We start from the raw sequence: 19,438 nt of genomic DNA on the forward strand, positions 1-19,438 counted from the left end.
ATGTCCGGCCGCTTTAACCGGCCTGAACAGGAGGGCTTGGTCAGGAGCGGTCCGGCTTCTCGCGACAGACCGAATCCGCTTCGATCCAATCATGCGACCAGTGCTCCAGGTCGCGGATGACGGATTCCAGCGCCAGACCTTTATCCGTTAGCGAATACTCAATGCGCACCGGTGTTTCGGGAAATACTTTCCGGAGGACGATGCCTTCCTGCTCAAGGTCCTTCAGTCTTTCGGACAGGAGTCTTCCGCTAAGAGGCAGAGCAGCTTCAATTTCACCGAAGCGCTGCGGCCCTTGCAGAAGCTGGTAAATGATCAGGCCGGTCCATCGTTTGCCGATGATATCCATGCTTTTTTGCAGCCGGGGACACAGGGAAGTCTGCTTCATGATTCTCACCTCTTGCACACTATTATAAACGAAAAAACAAACCACTAAAACAAATTTGAAATAAAGAGAGACGGAAGGAGATATATAAGAATGGCCAAGAAGAAGAACACCCCGCCCGCTCCGCGTGCGCCGAAGGCAGACGCGCAGCCTACGCTGAAGGATCTGCTCAGCAGCGAAGTGCTGAACAAGCTGAAGGCGCAGGCTGACGAGCTGAAGCATGAGGAAGTAAGCCGCAAGGAAGCGGAGCGCAAGGCTGCCGAGGAAGTGCGGAAGGCGGAGCAGAAACGGCTGGATAATGACTTTTCCCATCTGCTGGAGAACAGCGATCCGAACTGGCGCAACTATAAATAACCTGGGTTTATGCAGATTTTGGCGATAATTCATGCAAAAAACACTCGAAAGAGTGTTTTTTTATTGTGTTTTTTGCATGAATAGGTTGACAGAGAAGTGGAATTACGATTAAATTTAAAATAATGCGAATGAAAATCATTATCAATTGGAGAGGAGAAAATGAAACTCTGGCATTTGGCCGCCCTTTTGCTGCTGTTCTCCGCCGGATCGCTGTTCATCGGGATCAAGGATATTTCGCCGCTTGATCTGTTCAGTCTGACCGACTCCCAGCGTCAAGTGCTGATGGTCAGCCGCATTCCCCGGCTCATGGCTCTCATTGTGGCGGGCATGAGCATGAGCATCGCGGGACTTATTATGCAGCAGCTGTCCCGGAACAAATTCGTCTCGCCTACGACAGCCGGTACGATGGACTCCGCCAAATTCGGCATTATGGTGGCCCTCATGTTCTTCAGCGGAGCCAGCGCGATGCAGAAGCTGCTGGTTGCGTTCGTATTCTCGCTGCTGGGAACCTTTCTGTTCATGCGGATTCTGGAGAGGATCAAGTATAAGGACAGCGTGTTCATCCCGCTCGTCGGGCTGATGTTCGGCAACATTGTAGGCTCGGTCACCACTTTCTTTGCCTACAAGAACGACCTGGTCCAGAATATTTCCTCCTGGATGATGGGCGATTTCTCGTCCGTGCTGAAAGGAAACTATGAGCTGATCTACATCAGCGTTCCGCTTCTGCTGCTGGCTTATGCATTCGCCAACCGGTTCACCGTAGCCGGGATGGGAGAGGATTTCGCGGTCAATCTCGGATTGAATTACAAAGCTGTGGTCAATATCGGGCTGGTCATCGTCGCCCTGACCTCTTCCGTGGTTCTCCTTACGGCGGGCATGATTCCGTTCCTCGGTCTTGTTGTCCCGAACATCGTATCACTGTACATAGGCGATCATCTGAAAAAAAGTCTGGCGCATACCGCACTGCTGGGAGCCGTATTCCTGCTGTTCTGCGATATTCTGGGGAGGATCGTGATCTATCCCTACGAAGTATCCATCAGCTTGACGGTAGGGGTTATCGGCAGCGGACTCTTTATCTATTTACTGCTGCGAAGCAGAAAGGGGGTGGCGGCGTGAGGCTCAAGCTTACGGCGCTGTCCGCCGCAGCCCTTGTTCTGGTGCTGATCTTCATGACCATTCACGCCGGAGGAAATTGGGATTACGTGCTGCCCAGCAGAGGGCGCAAGCTGGCGGCGATTGTTCTGACCGGCTCCGCGATTGCGCTGTCGACGGTGATCTTCCAGAGCATCACGCATAACCGGATTCTGACCCCGAGCATTCTCGGTCTGGATTCGCTGTACATGGTGATCCAGACTGCCGGCATCTATGCGCTGGGTTCCACCAACCTGACCTTTATGAACAAGAATCTGAATTTTCTGTTCACTACAGCGGCCATGATCCTGTTCTCCGGGGTGCTGTACAAGCTCATGTTCCGCAGGGAAGGCTCCAATCTGTACTTCCTGCTACTGGTCGGACTCATTATGGGCACCATGTTCCAGAGCGCCTCATCTTTTATGGAGGTTATGATTTCCCCGGATGAGTTCCTGGCCCTGCAGAGCAAGATGTTCGCCAGCTTCAACAATGTGAACGCGGAGCTGCTTGCGTTGTCGGCAGCGGCGCTATTGGTCGCCTTTCTGTTTCTTATCCGGTATCTGAAGGTTCTGGATGTGCTTTCGCTCGGAAGGGAAGAGGCCATTAATCTCGGCATTCCCTACGAAAGGACGGTTAAAGGCTTGCTGATCCTCGTATCCGTCTTCGTTTCGGTATCCACGGCGCTGGTTGGCCCCATTACTTTTCTCGGACTGCTCGTGGCGAACATCGCCTATCAGCTGATGCGGACCTACCGGCATGCCCTGCTGCTTCCTGCTGCGGTGCTGTTAAGCATTATCGCCCTTGCGGGCGGACAGCTGCTGGTGGAGCGGGTATTCGCGTTCAGCACGACGATCAGCGTCATGATCAACTTCGCGGGAGGCGTATATTTCGTCTGGCTGCTCCTAAAGGAGAATAAAGCATGGTAGTCGTAAAGGATTTATGCAAACGATATGGCGGGACTCTTGTCGTGGATCATGTGTCGCTGTCGGCAGCCAAGGGGCAAATCACCTCTTTCATCGGCCCCAACGGCGCCGGCAAAAGCACGCTGCTCTCCATGATCAGCCGGCTGACCGGGCGGGACGGCGGAGAGATATGGATCGACGGGCAGGAAATCGGCAGCTGCAAAAGCTCCGACCTGGCGCGCAAGCTGTCGGTCCTGAAGCAGTCGAACCAGATCGGCGTGCGGCTTACCGTCAGAGAGCTGGTGTCCTTTGGACGCTTCCCCTACTCGCAGGGCAGGCTGAATGCGAAGGACTGGGTCCATGTGGAGGAAGCGATATCCTATATGGAGCTTGATGACATGCAGCATAAATATCTCGACCAGCTCAGCGGAGGCCAGCGCCAGAGAGCCCATATCGCCATGGTAATGGCTCAGGACACCGACTATATCCTCCTCGACGAGCCGCTCAATAATCTGGATATGAAGCACTCGGTGCAGATTATGAAGGTGCTGCGCAGATTAGCCGACGAACGGGGCAAGACGATTATTCTCGTCATTCATGATATTAATTTTGCCTCCTGCTACTCGGATTATATTATTGCGTTCAGGAATGGCCGGGTCATCAGGCAGGGAACGCCGGAGGAAATTATCAGTACCGAGGTGCTTGGCGAGGTGTACGGCATGGACATTCCGATCGAGAATATCGGGGGAAGACGGATCGGGGTGTATTTTTAATCGGGATACTATCAAGAATTATATATCATCTATAAAGGAGAGGTTGGAAAATGAGGAAGAACAAATGGGCATTGGCAATGGTTATGGTACTTACATTGATTCTATCCGCCTGCGGAGGCAATAACGGGGCAGGCAACACTGCAAGTGAATCTTCGGGTAACAGCGGTAATTCATCGACTGGTGCAGCAGACTCGCCTCAAGCGAGCGCAGAGCCAGCTGAACTGACTTACACGCACGCGCTGGGAGAAGTTACAGTCAAGAAGAATCCGAAGAATGTGGTGGTATTCGACTTCGGCGCTCTGGATACCTTGGACAAGCTGGGTGTGGAAATCAAGGCGCTGCCTAAAGCGAACATCCCGGCCTACCTGTCCAAATACGAAGATGCCAAATACGAGAATGTCGGAAGTTTGCAGGAGCCCGATTTTGAGAAAATCAACAGCCTTTCACCGGAGCTCATCATCATCTCGGGACGGCAGCAGGAGGCATACGTCGAGCTGAGCAAGATTGCGCCGACCCTGTACGTCGCGGTTGACAATACAAAGTACATGGAGTCTTTCAAGGAGAACACGAAGAGACTCGCCGAAATCTTCGGCAAGGAGGCGGAGGCCGACAGCGAGCTGACGGCGATCGATAAATCGGTGCAGGATCTCCATGACCGTGCAGCGCAGGACGGAAAGAAAGCCCTAGTCATTCTCGCGAATGAGGGTAAAATCAGCGCCTACGGATCGGGGTCGAGATTCGGCCTGATCCATGATGTCTTCGGCTATACGCCGGCGGACTCCAACATTGAGGTTTCGACTCACGGCCAGAGCGTTAACTTCGAGTATGTGGCTGAGCGCAATCCGGATTATCTGTTTGTCGTGGACCGGGGAGCTGTCGTCAAGAGCGAGAACGGCGAATCTTCTCCGGCCAAGGAGACGGTCGAGAACGAACTGGTTCAGAATACGAATGCGTATAAGAACGGAAAGATTGTATATCTGGACCCGAATTACTGGTATTTGTCCGGCGGCGGGCTCATCTCGGTCGGCGAAATGATCAAGGAAACGCAGACCGTACTGGAATAGAGAAAGAACTGTGTTAATAGGCGAAAATGCGAACTGTCCGGTTAGTGCCGGGCAGTTTTTCTTGTTATCCGGAAGACGCAGAATCCGGGACAGCTTCGCTGCGTTTTGCTTTTTTCTTTTTTTTCTGCCAAAAATTAAAAAGTTGTTACGAAATCGGGGGTGTCGTGGGAATAATATAAACATGTCGCCATTTTAGAGGCAGCACATTTGGCAAGGAGAGTTCATCATGAACATAAGAAAAATAGGGATTATTGCAATCGCATTTACCGTGGCCGCCATCCTGACGGTTCATTACGGCTTCAAGCGGGGGGACCAATCCGTCGATTTTGTCATGGGAAGCCGGGTCATTCCGTATTCGGGACCCCATGATTACAAAGGGCACAAGCTGATGGTGCCGAAGAACGTCGCGGAACGGCTGCTTGGCGTCAAGATTGGTTGGGAACCGGCGCCGGTTCTGCCTAAAGGGGTCTACTACCGGGACAAGGTAGCTGTTCTCATGTACCATCATCTGTCTACGAAACCGATTCTACCCTCCATTCTCTCGGTTAACCGGTTCGCTGAACAAATGGAGCTGCTGAAGCAGGAAGGCTATCATGTTATTACAATGGAACAGTACCGGAAATTCATGCTGGACGGGGAGAAAGTGCCGGATAATGCCGTGCTTCTTACATTTGACGACGGCTATGAGAGCTTCTACAAGCTGGCATATCCGATTCTGAGGCAATACGGTTACACGGCTGTGAATTTTGTGATTGTCTCTGACGTCGATAATCCCGGCAAGGGAGGTCTGCCCAAGCTGACCTGGACGCAGATGCGGGAGATGAAGAAAGCGGGCATGAGCTTCTACAACCATACCTACAACCTCCACTACTATGATGTGATAGATGCCGATGGCGACAAGCGGCCGGCTCTCGCGGCACAGCTCTACATTAACGATGAGAACCGGAACGAGACGAACGAAGAGTATTACCGGAGAGTGGAAGGGGATCTTGGCAGGGCGGAGCTGAGACTGAAGCAGGAGCTTGGCAACACCGATTCGGCGCTTGCTTTTCCTTATGGCGCCAATAATGACCGGGTGCTGCAGGCGGCATCATCGGTCGGCATTCCGCTGACCTTCACGGTGAAGGAAGGACTGGCGCAGAGAGGCGATCTGAATGCGGACCGTATCAACGCCGGAAGCAATCTGCGCACCCCCTTGCAGACGATCGGCCGGATTCTCCGCTTCGTACCGAAGCACGAACTGCTGGTCAACGGGCAGGACGCGCCGAACCAGGTGGCGCCGGAATACAAGCAGGGCAATCTGCTCGTTCCGCTAGACGACATTTGCCAGTCGCTGCATATTGCGATGGACTATGACCGCTCCAGCGGGACAGTCCGGCTGACGCCGTCGCTTCAGGCAGGCGGCAGGGCGGGCAGCGCGGTGGCTGCCTCCAAAGCCGGGCATGTGTGACAGCGGTGCAGCCTCGGATGCAAGCTATATAAGGATCGCAGACACCCGTGCGGATCACAGGCATTTGTGATGGGCAGACATTTGCGGCTGCCCGCTCCCCCCGTCTCCGCCTTCTCCGGGCGCGGTGGTCTGAGGCCTTCCTGGTGGACCTGCGCCGCCATTCGTCGTACAATCAGGAAACAGCAGGAACCATTCTAAACGGGGGAGCTGACCAGAATGAAAGTAGGAGTCGTATCGGATACGCATATGACGCGGATGGCGAAGAAGCTGCCGAAGGCGCTGACGGAGGGACTGGCGGGAGTCGAGCTGATTCTGCACCTCGGCGACTGGGTCGATCTGGAGATCGTGGATGAGTTGGCCCGAATTGCCCCGGTTGAAGGGATCGCGGGGAACAACGACGGCCGTGAAATTGTGGAGCGTTTTGGAGAGCGGAAGATCCTGACGCTGGCGGGTGCCCGCATCGGAATGATCCACGGGCATGCGCCTTATTCGGGTAAAGGCACGGACGGCAATGCGCTGAAGGCATTTGCCGGCGAGGAGCTGGACTGCATTCTGTTCGGACATTCCCATCAGCCGCTGCTGCGCCGGGAGAACGGGCTGCTGCTGTTCAATCCCGGCTCGCCGACGGACAAGCGGCGGGAGAAGCTGTATTCCTTCGGTCTGATGGATATTGAAGACGGGAACATTGAGGCGCGCCATGTGTTTTACGAATCGAAGGGGTGAGAGCAATGCCTCTTCGGCTGCGGGAGCTTGAGCTCCAGGAGGGCAGAGACCTCTACGCCATGGCCCGTGAAATCGGGCCAGGCGAGAACGGCTTCGTCAATACACTGTACACCTCCGGTTACCCGAGGTTTGTGGAGCTGCTGCCGGTGCTCCGGAATTATGCCGCCGGAATCGGCCTGCCGCCGGGCCATCCGCCCCAGACGCTGTATGTGCTTTACGATGGGCAGCTTCCTGTCGGCTACGGCAAGCTCCGCCACAGGCTGACAAGCTCCCTCCGCGTGACCGGCGGACATATCGGCTACTGCATCCGGCCTTCAGAGCGAAGAAAAGGCTACGGCTCGGCGCTGCTTGCAGAGCTGCTGGAGCAGGCTGCCGCAATCGGCATCTCCCGGGCGCTCCTCACATGCAATGAGGACAACCTTGGCTCGCGGCGGGTAATCGAGAAGAACGGCGGCAGACTGGCCGAGCTGGAGAACCGGTACTGCCGCTACTGGATCGATCTGGCCGCGGCGCAGCCTTCCTCCCGGCTCGGATAAGTCCAAATGTTGTGCCGATTACTCCATGTTCGAAAGACATCCGCAAATCTAAAATGACGATAGAATGAGATTTGCGAGGGGAGCGTTATCGGCATGGGATTGTACACGGCGGTGAAGGCGGAGCTGAAGGATCTGGAATGGATCGTTCCGCTGTTCGATTCGTACCGGACTTATTACGGGAAGACGTCCGAGCCAGAGAAAGAGCGGGGATTTCTGGAGGAGCGGCTGCGCCTGAAGGAATCGGTCATCTTTCTGGCAATGCGGGAAGATGCGGAGGACAACGGAGAGAACAGACGGGAAGCAGTGGGCTTTGCGCAGCTGTATCCGTCCTTCTCTTCCCTTACGATGGAGCGGCTGTGGATCTTGAACGATCTGTTCATCATGGAGGAAGCGCGGGGAACGGGCGCAGGCACCCTGCTGCTGGAGGAAGTCCGGCGCTACGCGCTTGAAACAGGCAGCAAAGGACTGACGCTTGAGACGCACCCGGACAATATTGCCGCGCAGAGACTGTACGTGAAGAACGGTTATGTCAAAGATGACGAGTTTGACTGCTATCAGCTTTTTTTCTAAAGAGGCATTTTCAGGATAAGGATAAGGAGAATGAAAGTGGAGAGTAACGGTAAGCGTGCTGTGTTCTTTGACCTGGACGATACGCTGTACGATCATCTCGTTCCGTTCCGGGACGCGGCGAAAGAGGTGCTGAATCTGGACGGAGTAAGACCCGACATGGCGGAGCTGTTTCACCGGGTAAGGCATCACAGCGATCTGCTATGGCCGAAATATTTGAACGGGGAGCTTGGCCTTGAGGAGACAAGGGTCCGCAGGCTGGAGCTTGCGTTTGAGGAATTCGGCATCTCCCTGACCCGGGAACAGGCTAGTCGAGTGCAGGAGGCGTACATCGGACGCCAGTACAGCATCGAAATGATCGAAGGCGTACTTGCGCAGCTCACACGGTTCATTGAGCGGGGAGATGTCGTGGGCATCATCACGAACGGACCGGCAGATCACCAGATGGGTAAAATCCGCGGGCTTGGCGTGGACAAGCTTATCCCGCAAGAGCGAATCTTTATTTCCGACGCTGTCGGCATTGCGAAGCCCGATCCGGAAATCTTCGCTCATGTCAACCGGAAGACGGGAACGGCGCCGGAGAACAGCCTGTACATCGGAGATACCTGGCATAACGACGTCGTCGGCGCGCTGGATGCGGGCTGGAAGGTATGCTGGTACAATCCGCGCGGACGGGAACCGGGAACGGGGCATGTCCCGACTCATGTGTTCCGGAATTACCGGGAGTTCGCGGAGCTTTCGCTGTTCTAAAATACCAGAGCTGCAACCACCAGAGAGACCTCGCGCATGATGAAAAAAAGCGGCCCGGCATATTTGCCGGGCCGCTTAACTTTCAACAATAACGAAGGGCTTCGCCTGTCAGTTGCCGAAGCTGTACGTAGGGTCGGTCAGCACGAGCCGTTTCTTGATGCCCGGCGTCGCATAAATCTTGTTATCGTCAGTAATGAAGAACCCTTCAACCTTCTCCGGGAGAGACTCCAGGAATTTGAGTCCGTCATCCAGTCCCATCAGGAACACGCCGGTTGACAGGGCGTCCGCGTCGGTCGCGTTCGGGCTCATGATGGTCAGGCTCTTCAGGCCGTTCTGGGCCGGAAATCCGGTCCGGGGGTCAAGGATATGGTGATACCGGACGCCGTCCTGCATGAAGAAGCGCTCATATACACCGGAGGCGTCGATAACCTCGTCGCTGATCTGGATCGTGCCAAGCTGTGTGCCGCGGCTCTGGTCCGGGTCCTGCAGACCGATGTTCCACTGCGTTCCATTCGGCTTGTTGCCAAGCCCGATAATGCTGCTGCCGCCCAGATTGATCATAGCGCTGTTCAGCCCTTGCTTCTTCAGATATTCGGCGATCATGTCGGCGGCATAGCCTTTGCCGATCCCGCCGAGGTCAAGAACCATGCCTTCCTTGGCGAGCTTGACTGTCTTCGCCTGCTCGTCGATGATCACGTCCTTGTAGTTGGTCAAAGCCTTGGCCTTGTCGATCTCGGCCTGGGGCGGAACATGATCGCCGCCGTTGCCGATGTTCCACAAGTCGACCAGCGGGCCGATGGTCGGGTCGAACAGCCCGTCCATTTCCTTGGCGTATTCAACGGATTTCTTCACGGCGTCCATCGTTTCATCCGATACCTGCACGGCAGACTTGCCGGCAGCTTCGTTGATGCGGTATACTTCACCGCCTTTTCTGGTCCGGCTGAACTCCATATCCATACGTTCCAGGATAGCCTGGATATCGTCCATATTTTGCTGGGATACCTTGTCGCCGAAGATCTTGATGTTGACCACGGTATCGTAAATGTAAAACTGCTGCGAGAGCGATTTGGTCTCTCCTGTGGCCGGGGTTGTTGCCGCTGTCTTTTTGTCCTTACTGCTTACAAACAGCCATGTTCCGACGCCCGCTGCGATTACGATAACAAGCACGGCCAGGAGCAGAGCTGATTTTTTGTTCTTGAACATATCCCACCATCCATACATAAGATTCTTGATCACATCATTCTTATCATAACCCAGAGAAGGCGAAAGGGGTAATAGTTTCCTTAAAAATTTGTCTTTGAAGGGCGTTTACTATATAATTGTAAGTAATAATCACTAGGTAACCAGTAGCTTGGCTCTGAAGGAGGATAATGAGATGAAAATAGAAGTATGGTCCGATTTTGCCTGTCCATTTTGCTATATTGGCAAAAGAAAGCTGGAGCATGCGCTCAGCCAGTTCGAAGGACAAGGCAGTGTGGAAGTGGTGTACCGGAGCTTCGAGCTTGATCCGAATGCGCCTGTTAGCGAGAGCCGGGACATCCACCAGGTGCTTGCGGACAAATACGGCATGTCCTACGATCAGGCCAAGACGATGAACGCACAGCTTGCGGAGCAAGCGTCGGGCGCGGGCCTTGATTTCCAATTCGACTCGATTAAGCCCACCAATACATTTGACGCCCACCGTCTGAGCCATTTGGCGGCAGCACGCGGTCTGGCAACCCCAATGACGGAGCGGCTGCTGAAGGCTTACTTCACTGACGGTGTGAACCTGGGCGACCATGGGGTGCTGGCGTCGCTGGCCGCCGAAATTGGCCTGGAGGAAGCCGAGACAGCGTCACTGCTGGAGTCTGACGCGTACGCGGAGGACGTCCAGGCTGATATCGGCAAGGCGGCCGGGCTTGGCGTCACCGGTGTGCCCTTCTTCGTCTTCAACAATAAATATGCGATCTCCGGCGCCCAGCCCGGACCGGTATTCACCGAGGTACTGGAAACGGTGTGGTCCGAAGAGCAGAAGCAGCCGGAGCTTCGCGTCATCGGTTCGCCCCAGAACAGCGGCGACGGCTGTGCGGATGGCTCCTGCAGCGTGTAACCCGCAGAGAAGGCCTCTGCTAATGGGCGATCAAGGGTGATCAAGGGCGTGCAAGGGCCTAAAGACCTCCGCACATGCTGCAGTTCGCCCCGATGGAGCCTCATCATAAGAAGCCAAAAGCCTTCTCCCATCCGGGGAAGGCTTTTGGCTGTCCATACTTGCGGAAGAATGAGGCGGACTGCAGCGGGAGTCAGTGCAGGGAGGTAGCCAGACTCGACACGAGCGTCCGCACATCGTACTGGTAATGGTGAACCGGCGCCACCGGCTTGTTGATTCCCAGCAGCTTATAGACTGCGATTCTTGCGGCGCGCACCGAGTATTCCTCGGTGAACACAACATCCTCCGGAATTTCGCAGAATTGGCCCACCATCGCGAGATTCGTCGAGCCGTCCGGTACAACCTTAGGCCGGTCGCCCAACGCCCTTGGCATGAACTGCGAGGTGATGAAAGGCATCATGCACGGAATGCAGTTCGCAGTCGCCATGATAGCGTCGCGATGCTGCTCGAAATGCAGATGTCCGATCAGCTCGGTCATAATCTCTTCTCCGGTACACTCTGACATTTTCTTCTTCACGAAGTCGCCTTCTTTATCGACATTGAGGCCGTAGCCCCAAAATACCCGCACATGCTCCGGCTGATTGCGGAAATGAGGCTGATAGGCCAGCACGATGGACATCAGCCAGGACGAATCCTTGAACGTGACGAGAGCGCCCGTTCCCGCGCGGTTCCCCGAGAATTTCTCCATTAGGTCGAAGAAGACCGAGTCGCTGAACGTCACGGTAAATGACTCCCACTTGGAGCCGTCGATGTGGTCATCGAACGGAGAGGGATTACCCAGCGCAGGTTTCTTCGCAGCGAGGCGGTCCCACAGCTCCCATGAGCTTCCCTTGCCGTTCAGGACGGGAGGGGCAGTCATGGAGCCCAGACTGGAGCTTTCGGTCATGGAGCCGTTCGTCACGATAACGAGGTCTCTGTCCCCGACGGCAATTCTGTCCTTGACGTCTCCTTTCAGCACATGCATGCCCGTTACGGTAATGCCTTCGCCCTCCTTGAAATCAAGATCGGTCACGGTGCATTTAAGGGAGAAATCGACAGATTGCTTCTCCAGATATTTTTTAAGCGGCAAAATGACGGAGTCATATTGGTTGTAAGGCGTCCGTGTAACTCCTTCGAGGGTGTGAATTCTCGGGAATTCATGCATAAAGCGGATCATATACCGTTTCAGCTCGACCGCGCTGTGCCAAGGCTGGAAGGCGAAGGTCGTCGCCCACATGTACCAGAAATTCGTCTCGAAGAAATGGGGCGCGAACCAGTCGTTAATGCGGGCTGTGCCCATTTTGTCCTCAGGGGTCAGGATAAGCTTGCCCATGGCAAGCCGGTCGGCCATATCGAAGCCCATCGAAGATGAGTTGACGATTTCTCCAGCAGCGTTCACCAGTCTGGCTCTGGAATGCGTAGGGTTGGCGTTATCGAAGGAGGTGATCTCCTCGCGGACCGATATTTCCGGATGATTAAGCGAAGGGATGGAGCTTAGCAAATCCCACAGATTTTCGTAAGTCTCGTCGTTGAGCATCCGTCCGCCGCGAATGACATAGCCATGTTCCTCACTGCCTGCACCGTCGTTGCTTCCTCCAAGAATGTGCAGCTCTTCGATGACATGAATGCCGCTTCCCGGAAAATCGCAATCCCGAACGAGAAAAGCGGCAGCCGCAAGTGATGCGATTCCGCCGCCAACCAGATAAACCTGTCTGCCTTCATATTCCTGTCTCATAGACAATCTCCTCCACAAATAAATGTATTGGACTATCTGTCTTCGAGTCTAATGCGAAGCGTTTTCAAAAGGTATCGTCAATCCAGCCGAAATGTCCGGTTTTTAGTCATATAAGATAAACTGTCTAACTTTTCGACATAGGCTGACATTCAGAACGACGGATGCTCATACTTGCTCAGCGCTGTTAGGAACTGCCCCTCAAGCAGAATGCTCAGCCGTTCGATCATAGCCTGCGGGTTCTCCATCATGCCATCCCTCATCCATTTAATAACGAGTCCGCTAAAAGCGAGCGTATAGAAATTGGCGATAAACTGCTTGTCCTGCATGCTGACGTTCGTATTCGCGGCCAACTCGTCGATCACACCCATAATGAGTTCATTCGTCACGGCGTACAGATAGGCATCCAGGTGATTCCGGCCGAGCGATTCCAGCGTATTGCAGCAGAATGCACGGTTATTCTGAATATACTGAAAGATCCGGCAGAACCCGTCGGTCCAGGTATCATAGCTTCGGTAAGCGGAGATGCTGCCAACAGCCTCCTTCTTGTAAATCCAGCCGAGCAGCTCGAACAGATCGTGAAAATGGTAATAGAACGTTTGGCGGTTGACCCCGCAATCGTCTGTTATTTGCTTGACGGTTATTTTGCTCAGCGGGGTATGCTCCATTCTTTTCTTCAGACATTCGGCCAGCGCTTTTTTGGTCAAAAGGGAATTTGGCATATTCATCCACCTCTCTGCCCCATCATAACGCAGCGGATGCTCAATAGTGAAGAACCCACACCAAGAGAAGGAAGACTAGGCATGCACCAATTTGAATCCAGGAGAGGATGGCGGAGGCTTTGTGCTCCCGGGCCATGCCGTTAACCCTGTAGTATTCCCTGTCCACTGTGAGAAGCATCAGGGCGGAGAATGCGGATATAGCCGATGTGAAAAAAAGCATGCGAAACATGGGTAGCAGCCGTCCCTCCTGCCGGCACCGGATGCCGGCTTACGTATCTTTGAGCCCCACTCTGCGTATCGTCAGTCTGATGCGTAACTCGACACTTACAGTCGGATACAGTTCCTCCCAGTCCCATTTGCTGTGCACATTCTTCTTCCAGTAAGACTGATGATGCGCCCTTACGCATTCGCCTATGCCAAAAATATCGGACCGGTCCTGTTGGGTCTGCTCGAACAGCAGGCGCAGAATTTGTTCCGTGTCCTGCTCGAATTCCTTCTCGAGTGCATGAAGATCGGCCGATGTACTGATCGCCTTGCTTGCGTGATAGTGCTCGTCCAAATCGCCTTCCAGATCGATGTCGCAGATCACATGCGGCTTCCCGTTTCGGATCACGGTTCGTTTCCTCGAATGCCGGGAAATGGTGCGGCTCATCACATCACCGTATTTACCCGTCTTGAACAGTACGGAATATCCGCCGGGATCGATCCCCTGAAAAGCCATGTACGCGCCGATGTCGAGCGGCTGTGTCGTTCCGGCCAGTTTGCCTTTGCTGAAGTAGGCCAGTCCGTCGATGGTAATATTCTCTTTGTTGCGGATCGAGACGTATGGCAGAAACCCGTCCCGGCCCCATTTGGATTCCGCAGACCAGAAGTCTCCGATGAAATCCTGCGGAAATTTCCCGCTATCGACGGCTCTGTCCATCATCGACAAAATATACAGGGTAGGCACGCGCTGCAGAGGAGGCTGGACCTTCATGAAGTTCTCGGCTTTCTGGCCTGTAACGAGCAGCCACGTTCTGCGCCGGACTTCCGGATTGCGGCGAAGATAATCGTTAATCTCATCCAGCCCATGCCGGGCGAAATCCTCGCTGATGACTATGATCCGAAGATGGATCAGATACCGGGGCTCGGCCAGTTTTTGCTGAAGATTATTGAGGCAGTCATCCAGCGAATGGCCGTCGGCACTGACAACCCATACCGGATTCCCGCTGTCGCCGCCCCCTTCAGAGCCCGGACCGAGCGGAACTCTGCCGGGAACGGCGATCTGGGCTGTGATATGCAGCATATGCTGACCCGGCTGGTTGTCGAGATGCGTCGTCTTCAGTTCGGCTTTGGTGTTCGTGTCCTGTACCTCATCGATCGCAAGTCCAAGCACCAGAGCGCGTTCTTCGATGCTCTGCTCGTCCCAGCACCCGGTTAGCAGAAGGGAAAGAACGACAAAGAGAAACCCCGGTACGGCCAGCTTCCACATGGTCCTGCTCATTGCGGTGTTCCCCTTTTTTTGCGGACAACAGCCACAACATAAAGAACAAGAGGGTAGATCATGATGTACAGATTGGCAAGTGCGATACTGTAGGCGGCGCTGTAGGTTTCGAAGATGTTCTTGGGAACAAGGGAGAGCAGGAAGACTACCGGCAGAAGAAAGCTGCCTGCCGACCGCTGATCCCGCAGCGATAGCAGTGTCCGAAGCGAATAGACAGACAAATAGAACGTGCTGTATGCGGAGGTGAAGACGGAAAATACCCATATGATGATGAATAGGGCATCCAGCCGCTCCAGCACATTGCCGCCTATGCTGGTAGATCGGGCGGCCTCCAGCGTCGGATAGAACAGCAGCTTTGTCTCTTCGGCGCCGAACATTCCGACGACTGATGCGGCAATCAGCGCATACAGGATACCGATAGTGCCTACAGCGGCCGACATGACGCCAAGGGTACGCCGGGGACGCTTCATGAACGGGATCAGGAGAATGAAGATGAACGAGCTCTGGTACAGGCTGCTGGCAGCCACTGATCCCTTGAAGAAGCTATGGGCGTTCCCGCTTATGACCGGCAGCAGATTGAGGTGATCAATATCGCGGAGAGAGGCAAGAATGATGCCCGCTAAAGGAAGAATAATCAGCGGCAGATAGAAAAAATGAATCTGGGCGAACTTGATCACACCTCTCCGGGAAGCGAAGAGACAGAGCAGGAGCAGAATAAGAATTACGGCCTCGATAGGCGTCTTCCGGAACAGCACGATCAGTGCGACCTCACCGAACTGCCGGGCGGTCAGAGCAGTGACCACGAGAAAGAGAAGACAGACGACAGCCGTCAGCAGATCCGCCGGGACCCGGCCGATCAGCCTGCGGCTGAAGAGAAAGAGATTCTCTCTCGGAAACCGCTGGCAGAGCAGCACGGAGGGAAGCAGACCGATAAAGGCGAGAGCGGTTCCTCCTATGGCGACCAGCGGAGCACCGCTTCCCCCGGCGTTGGCCATATATCGGGGGAAGCTGAGGATGTTGACTCCGATTACCGTGCTAATGATGACGCTCGTCGCCCGGAGTGTCGTGATCTGGCGCGGGATGTGACTCATACCATTCACCTTTCTGGCTGAAGATTCGGTCCCACATCTGCTTGGTTGTGCCTTGGCGGAGCTTGGTCATGTCCGGAGGGTTCAGAAAGCTGGGGCGTTTCTTAATCCACCACAACGGCGCCCGGATAACCGTATCCTTGAAATCCCGCCATTTGCCGAAGACGAACGGTGTCATGTAGGGCACACCGAACGATTCCAGGTACAGCAGATGGTTAATAATCATAATAGTGCCGACCATTACACCGTACAGCCCGAATGTTCCGGCCAGAATGACAAGCGGGAACCTCAGCATGCGGAGCGAGATGGCCGCGTTATAGGCAGGGGTGGCGAAAGAGCCGACCGTGGTCAGTGCGACGATGACTACGGTGATGGGACTGGACAATCCGGCCGAAACGGCGGCTTGGCCAATAACCAGCACCCCGACAATGGACAGAGCTCCGCCGACCATCTGCGGCATGCGGATGGTTGCCTCCCGCAGCACCTCCATTGAAATTTCCATGATCAGCACTTCCAGAACCGCCGGGAAAGGCACGCCGGCCCTGCCTCCTGAAATGGCTACGGCGAAATTCGTGGGAATCAGCTCCGGATTGAACGAAATGACGGAGACATAAAGCGATGGGAAGAACAGGGAGAAGAACAAGGCAGCTACACGGATGAACCGGATCAGGCCTGCGATGATGAAGCGTTCCGAATAATCGTCTACCGTCTGGAAAAACTGGTTGAACAGCGCCGGGACGAGCAGGGCGAATGGAGAACCGTCCACGAGGATGGCGGCTCTTCCTTCCAGCAGAGCGGATGTTGTCTTGTCAGGACGCTCCGTATTCTGGATCTGGGGGAACGGAGACAGCGGATATTCCTCCATGAACTGTTCCAGATATCCCGATTCAATGACGCCGTCTATGTCGATGTCGGATAGCCTCTTCATCACTTCGTCGATCAAACCCGGGTTTGCAATTCCGTCCAGATAACAGAGCGCAACCCGGGAAGCCGTCCGCCGGCCGATCGGATTGATGACCGTTTTTAAATCGGCGGTCTGCAGACGTCTCCGGAGCAGCGACAGATTGGTCTCCAGGTCCTCAATGAACCCTTCCCGGGCGCCGCGGATTACCTGCTCGGTCTGCGGCTGTTCGATTCCGCGCTTCTCGATGCTCCGCAAATCGAACGCAAGTCCCTCAGCGGCTGTGTCGGCTAGCAGGACGACGCAGCCCTGGGACACAGCGGTCAGCAATTCGGGGAGACTCTTGATTGTAGAAGCCTTGGTCAGCTGGGTGACCCGGCTCCAAATCAGTTCCATCAGGTCACTTGGGCCGTCTTCGTCCTGCCCTGCAGGCCAGTTCTCGCGCATAAGCGGCTTCAACAGATGCTCCAGCAGATTGGCTTTGTCGACGATGGAGGAATAGAACGCCAGCGCCGCCTCATGCCGGCCGAAGAGCTGAAACGAACGGATGACGAAATCCCCATTGTCGCCGAGCAAGGATTGCAGCATGTCCAGATTGTCCTGGAGAACAGGGCTGATCGGTTGTGTCTCCGCGTGGCTGCCGTCCCCTTTAGGTCCGCTTAAGCCAGGGAGGCCTGCCTGGTTGCCGGACTGCTTCTTTTTATAAGCTTCGTATTGTTGTGTCCAGCTTCCCATACCTTGCCTCCTTGCAGGTCTTGTAAATTCATTGTTCGCCGCATAGGGGCACTTTATGTACGCTCCTGAAATCGATAGCCCCCGGAATCGCCCTTTTTGTCCTTATGGCGGTTGCCCCTCCGCTGCAAAGTCCGGTACACTGGAGATAGAAAGCTTGTAAGGAGTCTATGACCTATGAATACGCAGGAACTAACGATGGAACAAGCGCAGCAGGTGCTGCAGAAATATTACGGCTACCCGGATTTCCGGGAAGGCCAGAAGAAGATTGTCGCGAGTCTTCTGGAAGGGCGGGATACACTTGGCATCATGCCAACCGGCGGCGGGAAGTCGATCTGTTATCAGGTTCCGGCGATGCTGCTGCCGGGCATGACGCTCGTTGTCTCGCCGCTCATCTCCCTGATGAAGGACCAGGTCGATGCGCTCACTACGGCGGGCATTCCCGCCGCCTACATCAACAGCACGCTGAGCGGCAAGGAGGTTAATGACCGCATCCGCGCCGCCCGGCGCGGCGAGCTGAAGCTGCTCTACGTCGCCCCCGAGCGGCTGGAGCTGGACTGGTTCCGCCTGGAAATGGCGGAGCTGCCGCTTGCCTGCGTCGCGGTGGACGAGGCTCACTGCGTCTCGCAATGGGGCCACGACTTCCGCACCAGCTATCTGGCGGTGTCGCCGTTCGTAGAGGAACTGCCGAACCGGCCGATCCTCGCGGCTTTCACGGCGACCGCGACACCCGAGGTCATGGAGGACATGACCCGGCTGCTTCGGCTGCAGGACCCCGGCGTGTTCGTCACGGGACTTGGCCGGGACAATCTGGCGATGTCCGTGCTGCGCGGGGAGAGCAAGAAGGACTTTGTCCTTCAATATGCGGCGGCGCATGGTCATGAGCCGGGCATCGTGTACGCGGCTACCCGCAAAGAGGTGGACGATCTGTACCAGCGGCTTCGCAGCGCCGGCTTTGCGGCGGGCCGCTATCATGCCGGAATGAGCGACGAGGAGCGGGCGGAGAGCCAGGAGGCGTTCCTGTACGACGACATCCGCGTGATGGTCGCCACCAATGCCTTCGGCATGGGGATCGACAAATCGAATGTGCGGTTCGTCATTCACTACAACATGCCGAAGAATATGGAGGCCTACGTCCAGGAAGCGGGCCGTGCGGGCCGCGATGGTGAGCCGAGCGAATGCATTCTGCTCTTCAGCGCGCAGGACATCATGACCCAGAAATTCCTGATTGAGCAGAACCCGCAGGACTCGGAGCGGAAGGCGAATGATTACCGCAAGCTTCAGCAGATGATCGATTACTGCTACACGACCCGCTGCCTGCGCAGCGCAATGCTCGATTATTTCGGTGAAGCCCATGAAGACAAGCCCTGCGGCATTTGCAGCTCCTGTACGGATGACCGGGAGCTGATCGACATTACAGTTGATGCGCAGAAGATCTTCTCCTGCATCCACCGGATGAGAGAGCGGTTCGGCGTCGCGCTTGTCGCATCCGTATTGAAAGGATCGCGCAGCCAGAAGGTGCTGCAATACGGCTTCGATAAGCTGCCGACCCATGGCGCCATGTCCGGCCGCACGGAGAAGGAGATTACGGAAATCGTCAACGTGCTGATCTCCGAGGGCTATCTGGCCCTGTCCGAAGGCCAGTATCCGGTAGTGCGGCTGCAGCAGCCTGCCGCCGAGGTGCTGCGCGGCCAGCGCGAAGTGTTACAGCGGGCGGCCCGGGCTTCCAAGACCGGCGGCTCGTCCCGGGACCGCAGCCGCGCCCGCGACTACTCGCCGTCGGCCGTCAACGAGACGGTGTTCGAGCAGCTGCGTCTTATCCGCCGCGAGCTGGCGGGGCGGGAGCATGTGCCGTCTTACATTATTTTCAACGATGCAACGCTTCGCGAGATGAGCGTCGCCGCCCCTCAAACCGAAGAAGAAATGATGTCGGTGAAGGGTGTCGGTGAGGTTAAATACCGGAAATACGGCAAGGCGTTTCTGGAGTTTTTTCAAAGCGATTCCTATTCCAATGAAGGGTAAA

General features: G+C 55.3%; 20 protein-coding genes. 12 read left to right on the forward strand and 8 right to left on the reverse strand.

The annotated features are described in order from the left end of the window. Nucleotides 1–40: 40 nt before the first annotated feature. Nucleotides 41–385 carry a winged helix-turn-helix transcriptional regulator gene (locus tag KIH86_RS12895; RefSeq protein ID WP_223085642.1) on the reverse strand — a complete coding sequence of 115 codons (345 nt, stop codon included), beginning with the start codon at nucleotides 383–385 and terminating at the stop codon, nucleotides 41–43. A gap of 90 nt (nucleotides 386–475) precedes the next feature. On the opposite strand from KIH86_RS12895, the gene KIH86_RS12900 reads away from it, so the two are divergent. The 10 genes from KIH86_RS12900 (at nucleotide 476) to KIH86_RS12945 (ending at nucleotide 8,632) form a co-directional block, all read left to right on the forward strand. After that, a complete protein-coding gene (locus KIH86_RS12900; RefSeq protein ID WP_223085641.1) occupies nucleotides 476–736 on the forward strand; it encodes a YqkE family protein in 261 nt (86 codons plus the stop codon). A gap of 159 nt (nucleotides 737–895) precedes the next feature. Next, nucleotides 896–1,852 (forward strand): ABC transporter permease, encoded by a 957-nt coding sequence (locus tag KIH86_RS12905; protein WP_223085640.1) that lies wholly within the window; start codon nucleotides 896–898, stop codon nucleotides 1,850–1,852. Further along, nucleotides 1,849–2,793, forward strand: coding sequence for an iron chelate uptake ABC transporter family permease subunit (locus KIH86_RS12910; protein WP_316503281.1), 945 nt, complete (start codon nucleotides 1,849–1,851; stop codon nucleotides 2,791–2,793). Before KIH86_RS12905 ends, KIH86_RS12910 begins: the two co-directional genes overlap by 4 nt. Beyond that, the gene (locus KIH86_RS12915; protein WP_223085639.1) at nucleotides 2,787–3,542 is read left to right on the forward strand and encodes an iron ABC transporter ATP-binding protein; all 756 of its coding nucleotides are present in this window, start codon (nucleotides 2,787–2,789) and stop codon (nucleotides 3,540–3,542) included. The genes KIH86_RS12910 and KIH86_RS12915 overlap by 7 nt, the downstream gene beginning before the upstream one ends. A 50-nt stretch (nucleotides 3,543–3,592) precedes the next feature. Continuing rightward, entirely contained in the window at nucleotides 3,593–4,606 is a 1,014-nt protein-coding gene (locus KIH86_RS12920) for a siderophore ABC transporter substrate-binding protein (protein WP_223085638.1), read from the forward strand. Between the two features lie 226 nt (nucleotides 4,607–4,832). After that, a complete protein-coding gene (locus tag KIH86_RS12925) occupies nucleotides 4,833–6,056 on the forward strand; it encodes a polysaccharide deacetylase family protein (RefSeq protein ID WP_223085637.1) in 1,224 nt (407 codons plus the stop codon). A gap of 216 nt (nucleotides 6,057–6,272) precedes the next feature. Further along, the gene (locus tag KIH86_RS12930; RefSeq protein WP_223085636.1) at nucleotides 6,273–6,779 is read left to right on the forward strand and encodes a metallophosphoesterase family protein; all 507 of its coding nucleotides are present in this window, start codon (nucleotides 6,273–6,275) and stop codon (nucleotides 6,777–6,779) included. A gap of 5 nt (nucleotides 6,780–6,784) precedes the next feature. Then, on the forward strand, nucleotides 6,785–7,315 hold the full coding sequence (locus KIH86_RS12935; RefSeq protein ID WP_223085635.1) for a GNAT family N-acetyltransferase: 531 nt from the start codon (nucleotides 6,785–6,787) through the stop codon (nucleotides 7,313–7,315). Between the two features lie 93 nt (nucleotides 7,316–7,408). Further along, complete coding sequence (locus tag KIH86_RS12940) at nucleotides 7,409–7,885, forward strand: GNAT family N-acetyltransferase (protein ID WP_223085634.1); 477 nt, start codon at nucleotides 7,409–7,411, stop codon at nucleotides 7,883–7,885. A gap of 36 nt (nucleotides 7,886–7,921) precedes the next feature. After that, nucleotides 7,922–8,632, forward strand: a complete 711-nt coding sequence (locus KIH86_RS12945) for an HAD family hydrolase (RefSeq protein WP_235775398.1) — start codon at nucleotides 7,922–7,924, stop codon at nucleotides 8,630–8,632. Between the two features lie 108 nt (nucleotides 8,633–8,740). Here the strand turns inward: KIH86_RS12945 and KIH86_RS12950 are convergent, their stop codons facing one another. Then, complete coding sequence (locus KIH86_RS12950) at nucleotides 8,741–9,835, reverse strand: FAD:protein FMN transferase (RefSeq protein WP_223085632.1); 1,095 nt, start codon at nucleotides 9,833–9,835, stop codon at nucleotides 8,741–8,743. 172 nt (nucleotides 9,836–10,007) lie between these two features. On the opposite strand from KIH86_RS12950, the gene KIH86_RS12955 reads away from it, so the two are divergent. After that, a complete protein-coding gene (locus KIH86_RS12955; RefSeq protein ID WP_223085631.1) occupies nucleotides 10,008–10,721 on the forward strand; it encodes a DsbA family oxidoreductase in 714 nt (237 codons plus the stop codon). A 190-nt stretch (nucleotides 10,722–10,911) separates the two neighbouring features. Here KIH86_RS12955 and KIH86_RS12960 read toward each other — a convergent pair whose 3' ends face one another. From KIH86_RS12960 to KIH86_RS12980, 6 genes are all read right to left on the reverse strand, one after another. After that, nucleotides 10,912–12,492, reverse strand: a complete 1,581-nt coding sequence (locus KIH86_RS12960; protein ID WP_223085630.1) for an oleate hydratase — start codon at nucleotides 12,490–12,492, stop codon at nucleotides 10,912–10,914. Nucleotides 12,493–12,641: 149 nt separating this feature from the next. After that, nucleotides 12,642–13,211 carry a TetR-like C-terminal domain-containing protein gene (locus tag KIH86_RS12965; RefSeq protein WP_223085629.1) on the reverse strand — a complete coding sequence of 190 codons (570 nt, stop codon included), beginning with the start codon at nucleotides 13,209–13,211 and terminating at the stop codon, nucleotides 12,642–12,644. 40 nt (nucleotides 13,212–13,251) lie between these two features. Continuing rightward, a complete protein-coding gene (locus KIH86_RS30115; RefSeq protein ID WP_407672274.1) occupies nucleotides 13,252–13,440 on the reverse strand; it encodes a CLC_0170 family protein in 189 nt (62 codons plus the stop codon). Nucleotides 13,441–13,479: 39 nt separating this feature from the next. Beyond that, nucleotides 13,480–14,694, reverse strand: coding sequence for a Ger(x)C family spore germination protein (locus KIH86_RS12970; protein ID WP_235775399.1), 1,215 nt, complete (start codon nucleotides 14,692–14,694; stop codon nucleotides 13,480–13,482). After that, the gene (locus KIH86_RS12975; RefSeq protein WP_223085628.1) at nucleotides 14,691–15,785 is read right to left on the reverse strand and encodes a GerAB/ArcD/ProY family transporter; all 1,095 of its coding nucleotides are present in this window, start codon (nucleotides 15,783–15,785) and stop codon (nucleotides 14,691–14,693) included. The genes KIH86_RS12970 and KIH86_RS12975 overlap by 4 nt, the downstream gene beginning before the upstream one ends. Beyond that, entirely contained in the window at nucleotides 15,730–17,418 is a 1,689-nt protein-coding gene (locus tag KIH86_RS12980) for a spore germination protein (RefSeq protein WP_223085627.1), read from the reverse strand. Before KIH86_RS12980 ends, KIH86_RS12975 begins: the two co-directional genes overlap by 56 nt. Nucleotides 17,419–17,592: 174 nt before the next feature. Between KIH86_RS12980 and recQ the strand changes: the two genes are divergently transcribed. Then, complete coding sequence (recQ, locus tag KIH86_RS12985) at nucleotides 17,593–19,437, forward strand: DNA helicase RecQ (protein WP_223085626.1); 1,845 nt, start codon at nucleotides 17,593–17,595, stop codon at nucleotides 19,435–19,437. The last annotated feature ends 1 nt before the right edge of the window (nucleotide 19,438 follow it).

Origin of the sequence: Paenibacillus sinensis (assembly GCF_019904155.1) — a bacterium.
Taxonomy (GTDB): Bacteria; Bacillota; Bacilli; order Paenibacillales; family Paenibacillaceae; genus Paenibacillus_AQ; species Paenibacillus_AQ sinensis.

What these genes read in the sequence shown, in the direction of transcription:
- KIH86_RS12895 (WP_223085642.1), bottom strand. Translation starts at nt 385, where the DNA reads ATGAAGCAGACTTCCCTGTGTCCCCGGCTGCAAAAAAGCATGGATATC.
- KIH86_RS12900 (WP_223085641.1), top strand. Translation starts at nt 476, where the DNA reads ATGGCCAAGAAGAAGAACACCCCGCCCGCTCCGCGTGCGCCGAAGGCA.
- KIH86_RS12905 (WP_223085640.1), top strand. Translation starts at nt 896, where the DNA reads ATGAAACTCTGGCATTTGGCCGCCCTTTTGCTGCTGTTCTCCGCCGGA.
- KIH86_RS12915 (WP_223085639.1), top strand. Translation starts at nt 2,787, where the DNA reads ATGGTAGTCGTAAAGGATTTATGCAAACGATATGGCGGGACTCTTGTC.
- KIH86_RS12920 (WP_223085638.1), top strand. Translation starts at nt 3,593, where the DNA reads ATGAGGAAGAACAAATGGGCATTGGCAATGGTTATGGTACTTACATTG.
- KIH86_RS12925 (WP_223085637.1), top strand. Translation starts at nt 4,833, where the DNA reads ATGAACATAAGAAAAATAGGGATTATTGCAATCGCATTTACCGTGGCC.
- KIH86_RS12930 (WP_223085636.1), top strand. Translation starts at nt 6,273, where the DNA reads ATGAAAGTAGGAGTCGTATCGGATACGCATATGACGCGGATGGCGAAG.
- KIH86_RS12935 (WP_223085635.1), top strand. Translation starts at nt 6,785, where the DNA reads ATGCCTCTTCGGCTGCGGGAGCTTGAGCTCCAGGAGGGCAGAGACCTC.
- KIH86_RS12940 (WP_223085634.1), top strand. Translation starts at nt 7,409, where the DNA reads ATGGGATTGTACACGGCGGTGAAGGCGGAGCTGAAGGATCTGGAATGG.
- KIH86_RS12950 (WP_223085632.1), bottom strand. Translation starts at nt 9,835, where the DNA reads ATGTTCAAGAACAAAAAATCAGCTCTGCTCCTGGCCGTGCTTGTTATC.
- KIH86_RS12955 (WP_223085631.1), top strand. Translation starts at nt 10,008, where the DNA reads ATGAAAATAGAAGTATGGTCCGATTTTGCCTGTCCATTTTGCTATATT.
- KIH86_RS12960 (WP_223085630.1), bottom strand. Translation starts at nt 12,492, where the DNA reads ATGAGACAGGAATATGAAGGCAGACAGGTTTATCTGGTTGGCGGCGGA.
- KIH86_RS12965 (WP_223085629.1), bottom strand. Translation starts at nt 13,211, where the DNA reads ATGCCAAATTCCCTTTTGACCAAAAAAGCGCTGGCCGAATGTCTGAAG.
- KIH86_RS30115 (WP_407672274.1), bottom strand. Translation starts at nt 13,440, where the DNA reads ATGTTTCGCATGCTTTTTTTCACATCGGCTATATCCGCATTCTCCGCC.
- KIH86_RS12970 (WP_235775399.1), bottom strand. Translation starts at nt 14,694, where the DNA reads ATGAGCAGGACCATGTGGAAGCTGGCCGTACCGGGGTTTCTCTTTGTC.
- KIH86_RS12975 (WP_223085628.1), bottom strand. Translation starts at nt 15,785, where the DNA reads ATGAGTCACATCCCGCGCCAGATCACGACACTCCGGGCGACGAGCGTC.
- KIH86_RS12980 (WP_223085627.1), bottom strand. Translation starts at nt 17,418, where the DNA reads ATGGGAAGCTGGACACAACAATACGAAGCTTATAAAAAGAAGCAGTCC.
- recQ (WP_223085626.1), top strand. Translation starts at nt 17,593, where the DNA reads ATGAATACGCAGGAACTAACGATGGAACAAGCGCAGCAGGTGCTGCAG.